Origin of the sequence: Paraburkholderia sp. CI3 (genome assembly GCF_050436505.1) — a bacterium.
GTDB classification, from domain to species: Bacteria; Pseudomonadota; Gammaproteobacteria; order Burkholderiales; family Burkholderiaceae; genus Paraburkholderia; species Paraburkholderia tuberum.
Genome location: NZ_JBNDMI010000003.1, coordinates 596,776 through 609,311, shown reverse-complemented (window position 1 = coordinate 609,311; position 12,536 = coordinate 596,776). Strand labels below are relative to the sequence as shown.

Genomic DNA, 12,536 nt, shown 5'->3' with positions numbered 1-12,536 from the left:
GCCATTTTACGCGTTGGACGAAAATCGCCAGGGCGGGCGATCTGGACAGTTCGGGAGCAACCCGGTCAAGCCGCGGTTCGACCCATATTAGCGTTCGCCGCGGGCCATGCTGCCCCACACCCCGTCGCGCAGGATCAGCCCATGCAACAACGCCGCCGCCAGATGCACCAGCACCGTCGCGAACAACGCGAACGCGAGCCACGTATGTAGCGCGCGCAGCAGCGCGAACAGCGCGACGTCGTGCGGTGCGATCGGCGGCAGATGCAGCGGACCGAACAGCGTGATCGGATAGCCGGCCGCCGATAGCATCGCCCAGCCGATCAGCGGCATCGCGAGCATCAGCCCGTACAGCACGAGGTGCGACGCATGCGCCGCGATTCGTTGCGGCTTCGACATGCGCGCGGGCAATGGCGGACTGCCGCGCATCACGCGCACCGCGAGCCGCACCAGCACGAGCAGCAGCAACGCGATGCCGAGCGGCCGATGCAGCGCGACCAACGCATCATGGGCACGCGATACCGTCGCCACCATGCCCACGCCGATAAACAGCATCGCGACGATGAGCGGCGCCATCGTCCAGTGCAGCAGCCGCGCGAGCGGACTGAAGTGAGTGCGGGTGCGCGTCATGAAGGCTCTCCGTTTGGCTGGGTTCGATGGATCTCGGGATGCAGCGCCTCCTCGCGCGTGCGGCGTTGGAACGACCGTGCGTAGGCCGCAGAGCGCGCGGCGAGCAGCGGATCGTCCGATGGCGCGATGCCGGCGGGCACGATCGTCGGATCGAAGTTGATGTCGCGGCAGGCGCCGTCCTCCTGCGACGTGGTGCGTTCGATCACGAGCGTCCCCGCGTCGACGCGCTGGCGGTCGTCGGGCCACTGCAGCGTCGCGTCGCTGGTCGGGTCGCCCGGTTGCGCGACGGTCAACAGCAGATGCCAGCGCAAGGGTCCGTGTTGCAGACGCTCGTCGAGCTCGGCGGCGAGGAAGTTCTTTTCGGCCTGCTGCGCCGCGGTGATCGGCGCGTAAGGCGTGTCGGGCACGACGGCCCAGCGCACGGCGCGCGTCGTGCCGTGGGCATCGGTAAACAGAAACGCGTCGATGCCGTAGTATGCGGCGTTCGCGAGGCTCGACGACGGCGCGTGCGACTTGACCCAGCGCTGGAACGGCTGCGTCTCGGGATTGGCCGCGTAGAACGCCTTCAGCTTCGCGGGGTCCGGTTTGCCGGTCGCAGGGTCGGGCTTCGTGGCCAGCAATTGCTGATAGAACTGCGCTGGCGTATGCACCGCGAACACCGGCGTCGAGTTCATGCCGGTACGCCACTGTTCGCCATCGCGAAGCCGGAACTGCAGCGCGAGACTGCGCACCGGCGAGCTCGTATCGGGCGCGGACGGATTGCCGCCGGGCACCGCGAAGCGACCCGACACCGGCGTGCGGCCCGGCGCGAACACTGCCGCGTGCGACAGCGCCGCGCCATTGCCGTTGCTGTCGAAATAGCCGTCGACGCACAGGCCCTTGGCGTGATTGCGTCGATAGCCGGGATGCGGGCCCGCGACCGCCTCGAACGTATCGATGATGCGCGGGGCGGTCAGACGCGCGGGCGTCAGCCACCCCGCGGTGTAGGCGAAGCCGCCCGCGAGCGCGAGCGCGACCGCGCCGATCGCCGCGAGCCGGCATGGCACGCAGATCGGCCGCGGGTCGGAGCCGGCGGGGTTGGGTTTGGGTGCGAAGGGTGGTGTCACGGAAACTCCTTGCCGGATGGATCGATGATTCGATCGATGGGTCGATCGACTCATCGACCAACGTACGGGCGAACACGCCTCGCTACGGTCTATTCCATCCGGCCCTGGCGCGCACATTCAAACCCATTCGCGCGCCAGTGGCCGATGCTGCTTCAATGGGTGCCAACGGCCGGCGCTCCCGAGTTCGCGACGTGGCTCGCGGCGAGCGCCGCTTGCGCGGCGAGCGCCTGCTTGCGCTGCTCGACCTGACGTGCGAACACGGGACTGACATCGGGATACGACGCGTCGGTGATGTAGTCGAGACCGTTCTGCTGCGCCTCGATCAGTTCCTGGTACACCTGAGCGCGTGTCTTGCCCTGCGCAAACGCGCTCGACGAAGCGGCGAGAACGACGAACGACAAAGCAACGAACGAAAACTTTTTCATGATCGACTCCTTGGAGAGTTGTGCGGGTTCGCACCAGGGAGAACCACGGGTGGGCAGCGTTTATTCCTGTATTCGCGGCGTGAAAAAAACATCGCCGGCGCGGGGAATAAATGTCCCCGCCGCCGTGTTTGCCGTCCGATAGCAGCAATCAAGACCGCGCATCATCATGACCTCGACTCACCGCCCCTCCGGCGCTCCGCCCTCCGAAGACGACATCCAGGCCTATGCGGACGGCACGCTGACGCCCGAGCGCGCCGCGTCGCTGCGCGACTACCTCGGCAAGCATCCGGCGGAAGCACGGCGGGTCGCCTTTTACGACCGCTTGAACGCACAGATCCAGGCCACGTTTCAGACCGCCGAGGAGCCCGCGCCCGGGCGCCTCGGCGGATCGCGCCCGCTGCGCATGCGCCCGCAACCGGGTGGTCGCGCACGCCGAACGCTCGTCGCGCTCGTCGCGCTCGCGCTGATGCTGAGCGCCATCAGCGGTTGGCTCCTGGCGACTCAGGTGTCGGCACGAGCGCTCGATAATGCCGCCGTGATGGCGCTCGCCGAAGCCACCGCACGGCCCTTTTCCTCGGCATCGCCGACGCGCGTCGATCCAGCCGCGCCGGATCTCGGCGCGATCGGCCTGCGCCTCGTCGAGCAACGCGTGCTGCGGCTCGGGCCATTGCAGCGCGCGGACGAACTCGTCTATCTGAACGGCGATCAGCAACCGGTGGTCGTGCTGTCGGCCGCGGCGCCGTTTACGCGGGAAGAGCCGCAGTGGGCCGCGCGCCGCATCGGCGAGCTACGGCTGTTGACGTGGACCGCGCAGCGGCAGCGTTTCGTCGTCGCGGGCAATGCGCGCACCCACGGCCTGATGCGCGCCGCCGACGTGATGAGCGCGCGCTGACGCCGGTGCGCGCGGCCCTCGCGGAATAAAATGTGCTGACAGGTGTTTGCAGTTCGAACGCATCGTGCGACGGAAGCCTCCGCGACCGGCCCGGCGCGTATCGATACCGACGCGAGTGAAGCCGATGCCACCCCCACGCCCCTTGGGACCGGGAGCAACCATGGATGTCCGTGACGAGCTGATCGAGCACGTGCCGCGTCTGCGGCGCTATGCGCGGGCGCTGATCAACAATCGGGAGCTCGCCGACGACCTCGTGCAGGACACGCTCGAGCGCGCGCTCGGCCGCGCCCGTCTGTTCCAGCCGGGCACCGATCTGCGCGCGTGGCTGTTCACGATCATGCACAACGTCTTCGCGAATCAGGCGCGCAAGGCGTCGGCACGCGCAGTCCACGTCGCGGTCGACGACGACAGCATCGCCGAAAGCGAGCTCGCGGTGCCGTCGGGCCAGACGCGTTCGCTCGAAATGCGCGACCTCGACTACGCGTTGCAGCGGCTGCCGGTCGAACAGCGCGAGGTGGTGCTGCTGGTCGGTCTCGAGGAGATGAGCTATGCCGATGTCGCGCTCGCGCTGAACGTTCCGATCGGCACGGTGATGTCGCGGCTCTCGCGCGGACGCGAACGGCTGCGGGCTTTGATGGCGGGCGCCCAGCCCGGTGCGAAATTACAGGTGGTGCGATGAGCGAGCCGCAAATGCCGATCGGCGAAGAAGACTTGCACGCGTACGTGGACGGCACGCTGTCCGGCGAGCGGCGCGACGAGGTGGAGCGCGCGCTCGAACAGAATCCGGAGCTGGCCGCGCGCGTCAGCGATTACTTTTCGCTCAATGGTCTGCTTCACGAGCGCTACGACCGCGTGCTCAGCGAGCCCGTGCCGAAGCGTCTGCAGACCGGTGTGCCGCGCCGCGCGCGAGCGGCCGCGAACTGGCCGCGTTTTGCCGCGCAGTTCGCGGGCATGGCCGCGGCGCTCGTGCTCGGCGTGGGCATCGGCATGCACAGGAACGATCTGATTCCACCGGTTGCGATCGATCGAACCGACCCAGGGGCCGAAACGCAAGCCGGAAATCGTCCGGTCAGCGCGGACAGCGCCGAGGGCTTCGCGCGCCAGGCGGCGCTCGCGCACGTCGTCTACATGCCGGCGATCGACCGGCCGGGCGACATGAGCGCCGATCGCGAGCAGGACTTCGTGCAATGGCTCGCGAACCGGCTCGGCACCGAGGTCCATCCGCCGATGCTGTCCAAGAGCGGATTCATGCTGTCAGGCGGCCGCCTGCTGCCCGGCGACGACGGTCCGACCGCGCAGTTCATGTATCGCGGACCGAACGGCGAGCGCGTGACGCTGTGCATCTCGCATCGTCGCGAGAACGCGAATACGACCGCGTTCAAGCTGTATCAGGCGGGGCCCGTCAACGTGTTCTATTGGGTGGACGGCGATTTTGGCTATGCGGTGTCGGGTGGGATCGATCGCAAGGAGCTGCTGCAGCTCGCGCATGATGTCTATGCGCAGTTGACGGGGGCCGCGCCCGGTTGAAGCGGATGGGTTCCGCGCCGCGCGGTTCGCGCATCAACGTCGTGTCTTCTCCTGCCCCGACATGGCCGCGTCATCGCGCGCGGTGCCGCGCAGTTCACGCGGCGTTGCACCGAGCAAACGCGACATCCAGTGCGCCATATGGCTCTGATGCGCAAAGCCCGTTTCGAGCGCGATCTGGCTTGCGCTGAGGCGTCCTTGCAGCAGCAGCGTTCGCGCGCGCTCGACCCTGCGCTGAACTACGTACTGATGCACGGGCACACCGAGCGTGTCGCGAAACAGCGCCTTGAAATGCGGCACGCTCAGTTGCGCCTGCGCGGCGAGCTCGTCGAGCGTCAGACGCTGATCGAGATGCGCGTCGATAAACTCGATCACGCGTGCGGCCGTGCGCGGCGCGAGCGTACGCCGCCGGTTGCCCGGCACGGGTTCGACGCCGATCAGACGCACCAGCATCGCCGTACACAGACTTTCGGCGTAGAGCGGATCGGACGCGTCGTCCGCTTCGAGCTCCGCGCGCAGCGCCCAGGCGAGATGCTGAAAGCGCGGATCGCGCATCTGGAAGCGCGGGCGCAGCTGCGCGTCGGCCGAGTTCAACGCGAGTTGCTCGACGGTCCGTCGCGCGAAGTCCTCTGCAAACCAGACGCTGAAAATCGTGCAGGCGGCGTCATCGTTCCACTGACCTTCGAGCCCCGCGGGGATCACGTCGGCGTCGCCGTGCGCCTGAATCCGCGTGTGGCGGCGCGCATCGCACAGACAGCGCGCAGTCACCGGCGCACCAACGTGCACGCCCACGCGATGATGGCGAAACGCGGGCATCCGATGCAAACCGGCCGACACGTTGACCAGCTCCGCACCGAAGCCTTGCCAGCCAAGCGCCGTGCTCGTGCGCACGGCGATGCGCGAGCCGCTATGCGGCGCAGGCGCGGGAATCGGGGTGACGGCGTTCATCGCTTGTCTCCTGAGTCAGCTGAATGACGGCGAGATGCCTGCATTGTGCGGCGTTTTTGGCAGGTTCGCCGGCGTGACGGAATTTCGTAGCTCGCGAACAGCCAACGCGACTCGCGCGACCTGCGCGGCATCGGCGTAAAAAATCATCCAGATCTGCGCAAAGTCATCCAGATCTGAGCGCCTCGCGAGCACCGCGTCCCTACCATCACGTCATAGCGATCCTCAAAAGGAGCACAACGTGTTCGTCATTTTCGGAGCGACCGGTCACGTGGGACACGCGAGCGCAACCGCCTTGCGTCGCGCGGGCCACCAGGTACGCGCGGTGGTGCGCGACGCCACGCAAGCCGAAGCGCTCGCGGCAATCGGCTGCGAGATCGCGATCGCCGACCTGAACGACCCACAGCTGGTCGCGCGCGCGATCGACGGCGCGCAGGCAGTGCAATGGCTCTGTCCGGTGCCGCGAGCGCATGACGATCCCGCGGCCGCGATGCGGCGCATCATCGACGCGGGCGTCGCGGCTTTGCGCATGAGCGCGCCACCGCGGCTCCTCGCGCTATCCGACTACGGCGCCGAGCACGCGGATGGCACCGGCATCACGACGCTGTTCCACTACCTCGAAACGCAGTTGCGCACCGTCGCGTCATCGCTGATCTTGTTGCGCGCCGCCGAGCACATGCAGAACTGGGCACGCGTGCTGCCGGTCGCGCTCGGCCGGGGCGCGCTGCCGAGTCTGCATGATCCGCTCGACAAGCTGTTTCCGACCGTCGCGGCGCAGGACGTCGGCGAGCTTGCCGCGCAGTTGCTGCTCGATGAAGGGCCTTCGCGCGCGACGCCACGGGTGGTCAGTATCGAAGGGAAAGAGCGGGTAAGCGCGCTCGACGTCGCGCGTACCTTGGCGGAACTGTCCGGGCGGCCGGTTATCGCCCACCGGGTGCCGCGCGACGAATGGAGTGCCGTGCTGCGCGGCGCCGGGCTCGGCGAGCGGCACGCCCAACTGATCGTCGATCTGTACGACGCGCACAACGCTGGACGCATCGACGTCGAGGCGAATATCAGCGAGCGACGCTTCGGCGCCACCACGTTGCGACAGGTGTTGAGGGCGCTGCTATCGGGCGTGGCCGGTACGGCAGCGGCGGCGCGGTGATCCGCTTGGATGTAGGGCAAGCGGACGGCGTGGCGCGGCGCGAACAGCGTCGAAGGCGTTCAACACTGGAGAGACAGCATGCAGACCTGCCCGTTGCTTCGCGCATCGATCGACGCCAGATCAACGAAAAACGCAATGCGACGGATGCAGTGCGTAGCGTCAACACAGGCAACACCGTCAATGCACTCGAGCTCACGCGCCGAGCGCTGGCTGCGCGTAGCGATAACGCTATCGAGCTTCATGGGCTGGCGCGCGCTTGCCGACCTGCTCGCCGCGATTCCGTGTCTCGACTTTAATCCGGCGTGCGTCTCCGGCCCGCGCTGTGCGAGTGGCGAGAGGTCGCGCCGGTTCAGAACAACTGGTGCAACAGAAAACACCTTACATCGGCATCTCATCTCAAGTCGCGCCAGCTCATTCCTGTCTTTTCACCGCGCTGTTACGCGTATTGCGCTCGATCGCTGTGAGCAGTAGCAGCAAAGTCAGGAAACCTGTCAACGCGAGAAGAATTCCCAGCGACGAACCGAACTGAGCGTTTTTGCCCTCTGCCGCCTGAACGGCGCTTTGGGCCGCATCAATCCGCCCAATCTTGACACGGGCATACTGATCCATGGCCGCTGCGACATATCGCTCGCGGTTGTCCCATTCCCACGTAGCAGCGTGCTGCCCGGCAGCCACAACAACGTCGGACAGCTCATCCAGGAACTGCTGTCGGTCGGCTTGGGGAATACGCTCGAGCCACGCCTTGAGCAGCGGTTGGCTTGCATTATTCTGGTTCAACAGGGCATTAAGCGAAGCGGGGATAATTAATCCCGCAGCGCCAGCGACATCCGCCATGGCGTTGCCGTTCGCGCTGCCGATCTTCAGACCGTCATTGGCCACCTCCGAACCCGCTATCGAAGAGAGTACCTCGCTCGCGCTGACGGGCGGATCTGTGATAACAGCTGCCGTCCTCGGAACGCCAAGCGCAAACATTAATGCGATCATCGCCAGGATGGCGCCAACTAGCGCGATGAGACATAGCACGCGCGCCATGCCCAATAGACGCTTTTCGATTCTGTCTGCGATCCCCATATGAACTCCGTCGATGTCTGTTCGACCTACCGTCGCCTTTGCCTCACGGCTTGCGCAGATAACGCTCCGAGAGCGCCTCGTACAGCGGTGGCGCAAAAAAGCGCGAGACGCGACTCGCGATGAGCGCCGTGGCCATCAGCGAGATAACGAGCGCGTGCCCGTTGATCATCTCGATGACGATCACGAACGCCGTGATTGGGCTCTGGGTGACCGCCGCCAGATAGCCGACCATGCCGAGCGCGATGAGCATCGGAAGCTGGATCTGCGAGAACGCCATGTGAACCGTGTTGCCGATGCCAGCCCCGATCGCAAGCGACGGGGCGAACAGGCCTCCGGGCGCGCCTGGCAGATACGATCCCACCATCGAGACCATCTTCAGGAGCGGGTATGCCGCGCTGACATGCGCACTGCCTTCCAGCATGCTCCGCGCTTCGGCATAGCCGCTGCCAAATGTATGGCCATTTGCGCTCACGCCGACGACCGCAATGACCAGGCCGCATAGCGCGCCGAACAGCACAGGCCGCTTCACGCGCAGTTCGAGCAGAACTTCGGGCATCCAGCGCTTCGTGTTGAGCAACAGCCAGCAGAAGCATCCCCCTAGCGCGCCCGCAAGGACACCGATCAGCACTACGGCGAGGCTGATCCATCGGGGCAATCCCGACCCGATATCGATCGTGCCGAAATACACATAGTTTCCCTGAAGCCCAAGTGAAACGACGCCAGCGAAGATGATTGCCGTGATCAGCACGCCGCTCGCGCGCTCCTCGAAGCTGCGCATGAGTTCCTCAATGGCGAACACCACGCCTGCGAGCGGAGCATTGAATGCCGCCGACAAACCGGCGGCCGCACCCGCGAGCGCGAGTCTGCGCTCCAGCACGCCCGGCCGGATCGCCAGAAAACGCCTCGGGTAAAAGCGCCTCAGGCTGAACATCAGGGCGGCGCCAACATGAATGGTCGGACCTTCGCGGCCGATGGTAAAGCCACCGAGCAGGGCCAGGAACGAGACCAGAAGCTTCCCAACGAGAATACGCAGTGTGAGCAGCCGTGGCCCGAGTTCGTTCGGCCCGTGCAGCATGGCGATCACCTGGGGGATACCGCTGCCCTCGGAACCGTCAAAGAAGCGCCGTGTAAGCCACACCGTAACGGCGCCTGTTGCGGGCGCCACAATCAGAGGCAGCCAGAACCGGTCAGCCGCATAGCGAAGGAACACAGCGTAGCCGAAATCGATCAGCTTCGCGTAAAGCACCGCGACCAGGCCTACGGCGATCGCCCCCAACCAGAACACGCCATAGTGGAGCCATAACCGGTTGATGCGCTGCAGCTTTCGACGGTCCATCAGCGCGAGAATGCGCACGATCTGTTCCCCTGTTTTTCTTCTAGGTTTTTTCCGGCGACGCCCTCACCGGCTGCATTTCGCGCCAGAAGCGCGACTCAGGCTTTCCGCGGTGACGGAACCTTCATATTGAACGCGATTGCGAGCCAGCACAATACGAGCCCGGAGCACGCGTAAAACACCGCGTTCGCGCCATTGTGTTTTAGAAGCCAGCCGCCAACCACGCCGCCGAGGGCAAGGCCGATCGACTGCGTGGTGTTGTACACGCCCGTGGCCGCACCCTTCCGATCGCCCGGCGCGAGCTTCGAGACGAGCGAGGGCTGCGACGCTTCGAGGATGTTAAAGCCGAGGAAATACACGAACAGGACGGCGGGCACGATAACGAGTGTATGTTCGAGCGAGCCAAGCAATAGCTGGCCAATGAGGATCAGACCGATTGCAGAGACGACCACGGCCTTCATTTTCCCCCGCTTCTCCGCGGCAATGATGGCCGGCACCATCATGACGAACGCAATACCCATGACCGGCAGATAGACCTTCCAGTGCAACGAGACCGGCAGCCCTGCGTCGACGAGCAGGCGAGGCACCACAAGGAACAGCGCCGTTTGCGTGGCGTGCAGTACGAGCACGCCGAAGTTCAGGCGCAGCAGCTCGACGTTGTGGAGCACTTCGGCAAATGGCGCCCGCAAGTGGACGGGCCGGTTCGGCGAATCCGGCACGACCCAGATCACCACGCCCACCGCGAGAATCGAGAGCGCGCCGACCAGCGAGAACAGGCCGCTCATCCCGAGCCAGTGGAACACCAGAGGCGCACCCACGATCGCCACCGCAAAAGAAATGCCGATCGAGGCACCCACCATCGCCATTGCTTTTGTGCGGTGCTGCTCGGTAGTGAGGTCGGCAATAAAAGCGAGCACCGCGGAGGAAACGGCGCCCATTCCCTGGATCACGCGACCGACGATTATCCACACAATATCGTGCGCCCCCGCGGCGACGAAGCTGCCGATCGCAAATATTACGAGACCCGTCGCGATAACTGGCTTGCGGCCAACCTTGTCGGAAACCCAGCCGTAGAAGATATAGAAAAGCGATTGAGTGACGCCGTACGCCCCCAGCGCGATGCCGACCAGCAGGAGATTGTCGCCGCCGGGAATGGTTTTCGCATACACCGAAAACACCGGCATGATCATGAAGAGACCGAGCATGCGCAGTGCAAAGATCGCTGCGAGCGACAGCGTCGCTCGCAGCTCGAGCGCACTCATGCGCGAGCGGGAAGTGGCCGATGTGGAAGTTGCGCTCATATCGTGTAAAAAAAAAACCCAGCAGTCGCTGGGTGAAGATAGCTGCCGATGCTGCAGTCGGACGTGCTTGACCGGCAAGCTGAGGACACGTCGAAGTCACGCGATTCCGCGGCGCACCCGCTGAAAGCCTGGTGCAATATTATGGCACGACATGACATTTCTCAGAATTTAGACGCGAAAACTTAAACGAAACTTAAAACCCGGCCCGTGAGCCCTCGCTCGTGTCGCGCGCGGCACCGCCGCCGGCGTGCTGCTTGAGACCCTGGTGATCTGGAACGGGCGCGCTCTTTTATGCGGCCTTCAACGATCCCCAGACGGTCATTGGAACCCTGAGCGCCGCGAGGGCTCCCGCTCCCGGAAGCGGTTCGGATGCGGCCAGACCTCTCGTCCTACGGCCGCACGACGAAGGGCACGCGCGATTTACCGCTCGCGCAGATTACGTCGGATCGCAATCATTTAGCTTCGCGACATGTCGAGAATTATTGGTCCGATGCGGCAGGTCGCTAATAAATGATGCGTCGGCGCCGGGTTCGATGCGCGTGGCGACGATGATCCTTTGAACGTCAGGTCGCATCTGCAGACTTATCGCGTCTATCCCCTGGAACGCCCTTGCGCTGACAACGGCATCGGCGCTGTCTCGCGATAACGAAGACATGCGCCTGCGTCGCAGCGCTCCAACGGTCTAAATACCCCAGAGAATATCGTCGCCATGGCGATGGGCCTCGCGCATCATGTCGAGCAATGGCCAGGCGCGATGTTTGACGGTCGCGGCCGCACTGTTTGAACTATGGTCGTTCGGCACGTGATGGAGGACGTTGAGGGCTAATTCAGTGCGTGCCTGATCTTCGATAGCGCGTTCAAGTCGCGTTATCACCGCACCCAGTTCGTCGTGGCTGATGACGCCACGAGTGGCGACTTGCTTACCAATGGCTGCGAGGAGATATTCCGCGAGGTTCCGCAGCATGACGACGTCCGGAGTTGAACGGCACTTGAACGTAACAAGCATACAGACCTCTCCGCGAAGGACAACTGTGCCGTTGCGACGGCCGCCGAGACGGCCGCCTGATGCAATCGACGCTTATAACCAGCAACGAGGCTTGCGCTAATCTCGATATCCAAAGTGTAGGCCAATGTAGCACATTGTGCTATATAAAGATCAGATGCGCGGACCATACCTTACCGGCGCGCAGGCAGGTCGACATGAATCTAACTCGCGGGCAGCGCTCATTAGCTGCGCACGACGTTCGTTGTGTTGTGGCATAAGCGGAGGCAATAAATGCCATGATCGACTGCTCTTTGGGGGCGTGATGCCCCTTCAGAATAAGCTAACGCTAAATTGTCCCTCTGTACCGCCAGGGACGCTTTGGCATCGCGAACAGATTCATCGTGCGCTCGCGGACGACGCAGGATGCTCGGCAGGCTTCGAAGCCATTTGTGCGGTTTGTGCGTGCTGAGGAATGGCGTCCAGGTCGACCCAGTCATACCGCACGCTCGCCACCGCCTGCCGGAGGGCGTCATTTGCTTGATAGTACTGGTGATGAGAGATCAGCCTCGCAGCGTCATTGACGTCCGCGATCACCAGTTTTAGCGGAACGAGTTCCATGGTGTAGGCAACGTTGATATTCGCGACCTTCAGGGCGTTGAGCGCCTGATCCCGCTCACCTTGCTTGATGTGCTCATTCGCGGATGCCACCGCTTTGGATTTCTCGGAAGACTGGGCGAGATTGTCGGTGATAGTTACGTCAGCGCCAACTGGAAGCCACATCAGCTCCTGCGAAGCGCGAGCGACGTCCGCTTGGACATGCGGCGCGCTGGAAGCCGTGGGTGGAAGTTTCAAGTCTTTTTCAGCCTTGGTAAAAGCAGTATTGTCAGCCTGCGCTTCCTGCAGTGATTTCTGGGCGGCTTTTACAAGCGTGGCGGCCTCCGAACCGTTACCGTTGAAGATTGCGAGTCGCGCAAGTTCGATCTGCTGGAAGGCCTCGTTTCCTTTCCCCGAGACTTTGCCCATGTCCGACGCGACGGCCCGCGGGGACTCGGCGGCCTGCACGGTCGCACCACAATAGGCGGCGGAGAGCAACGCGCACGTGACAGCGATAACCTGATGCCTTTTCATGGTTCATTCTCCTCAGCGAGTGTCCAGTTCCAGACGTCGCATGCGGCCTTGC

Annotated in this window: 13 protein-coding genes; 4 read left to right on the top strand and 9 right to left on the bottom strand. The window is 64.2% G+C overall.

What is annotated here, in order from left to right:
* Positions 1 to 87: 87 nt before the first annotated feature.
* The 3 genes from OKW29_RS11645 to OKW29_RS11635 form a co-directional block, all read right to left on the bottom strand.
* Positions 88 to 627, bottom strand: a complete 540-nt coding sequence (locus OKW29_RS11645; RefSeq protein ID WP_429291136.1) for a cytochrome b — start codon at positions 625 to 627, stop codon at positions 88 to 90.
* Complete coding sequence (locus OKW29_RS11640) at positions 624 to 1,733, bottom strand: catalase family peroxidase (protein ID WP_429291135.1); 1,110 nt, start codon at positions 1,731 to 1,733, stop codon at positions 624 to 626. Before OKW29_RS11640 ends, OKW29_RS11645 begins: the two co-directional genes overlap by 4 nt.
* Positions 1,734 to 1,885: 152 nt before the next feature.
* Positions 1,886 to 2,158: a DUF4148 domain-containing protein gene (locus OKW29_RS11635; protein WP_184069395.1), complete on the bottom strand. Its 273-nt coding sequence runs from the start codon at positions 2,156 to 2,158 to the stop codon at positions 1,886 to 1,888.
* A 166-nt stretch (positions 2,159 to 2,324) separates the two neighbouring features.
* On the opposite strand from OKW29_RS11635, the gene OKW29_RS11630 reads away from it, so the two are divergent.
* The 3 genes from OKW29_RS11630 to OKW29_RS11620 all read left to right on the top strand — a co-directional run bounded on the left by OKW29_RS11630 (position 2,325) and on the right by OKW29_RS11620 (position 4,577).
* Entirely contained in the window at positions 2,325 to 3,050 is a 726-nt protein-coding gene (locus OKW29_RS11630) for an anti-sigma factor family protein (protein ID WP_429291134.1), read from the top strand.
* Positions 3,051 to 3,210: 160 nt separating this feature from the next.
* On the top strand, positions 3,211 to 3,729 hold the full coding sequence (locus OKW29_RS11625; RefSeq protein WP_429291133.1) for an RNA polymerase sigma factor: 519 nt from the start codon (positions 3,211 to 3,213) through the stop codon (positions 3,727 to 3,729).
* On the top strand, positions 3,726 to 4,577 hold the full coding sequence (locus OKW29_RS11620; protein WP_090805934.1) for an anti-sigma factor family protein: 852 nt from the start codon (positions 3,726 to 3,728) through the stop codon (positions 4,575 to 4,577). Before OKW29_RS11625 ends, OKW29_RS11620 begins: the two co-directional genes overlap by 4 nt.
* A gap of 33 nt (positions 4,578 to 4,610) precedes the next feature.
* Here the strand turns inward: OKW29_RS11620 and OKW29_RS11615 are convergent, their stop codons facing one another.
* Entirely contained in the window at positions 4,611 to 5,522 is a 912-nt protein-coding gene (locus OKW29_RS11615; protein WP_429291132.1) for a helix-turn-helix domain-containing protein, read from the bottom strand.
* A gap of 238 nt (positions 5,523 to 5,760) precedes the next feature.
* Here OKW29_RS11615 and OKW29_RS11610 point away from each other — a divergent pair, with 238 nt between their 5' ends.
* Positions 5,761 to 6,666 carry an NAD(P)H-binding protein gene (locus OKW29_RS11610; RefSeq protein ID WP_429291131.1) on the top strand — a complete coding sequence of 302 codons (906 nt, stop codon included), beginning with the start codon at positions 5,761 to 5,763 and terminating at the stop codon, positions 6,664 to 6,666.
* Between the two features lie 411 nt (positions 6,667 to 7,077).
* Here the strand turns inward: OKW29_RS11610 and OKW29_RS11605 are convergent, their stop codons facing one another.
* The 5 genes from OKW29_RS11605 to OKW29_RS11585 all read right to left on the bottom strand — a co-directional run bounded on the left by OKW29_RS11605 (position 7,078) and on the right by OKW29_RS11585 (position 12,484).
* Entirely contained in the window at positions 7,078 to 7,737 is a 660-nt protein-coding gene (locus tag OKW29_RS11605; protein ID WP_429291130.1) for a hypothetical protein, read from the bottom strand.
* A 43-nt stretch (positions 7,738 to 7,780) separates the two neighbouring features.
* Complete coding sequence (locus OKW29_RS11600; protein WP_429292489.1) at positions 7,781 to 9,073, bottom strand: chloride channel protein; 1,293 nt, start codon at positions 9,071 to 9,073, stop codon at positions 7,781 to 7,783.
* 95 nt (positions 9,074 to 9,168) lie between these two features.
* Positions 9,169 to 10,371, bottom strand: a complete 1,203-nt coding sequence (locus tag OKW29_RS11595) for an MFS transporter (protein ID WP_429291129.1) — start codon at positions 10,369 to 10,371, stop codon at positions 9,169 to 9,171.
* Between the two features lie 682 nt (positions 10,372 to 11,053).
* Complete coding sequence (locus OKW29_RS11590) at positions 11,054 to 11,377, bottom strand: DUF1840 domain-containing protein (RefSeq protein ID WP_429291128.1); 324 nt, start codon at positions 11,375 to 11,377, stop codon at positions 11,054 to 11,056.
* Between the two features lie 375 nt (positions 11,378 to 11,752).
* Positions 11,753 to 12,484: a YfdX family protein gene (locus OKW29_RS11585; RefSeq protein ID WP_429291127.1), complete on the bottom strand. Its 732-nt coding sequence runs from the start codon at positions 12,482 to 12,484 to the stop codon at positions 11,753 to 11,755.
* Between the last annotated feature and the right edge of the window lie 52 nt (positions 12,485 to 12,536).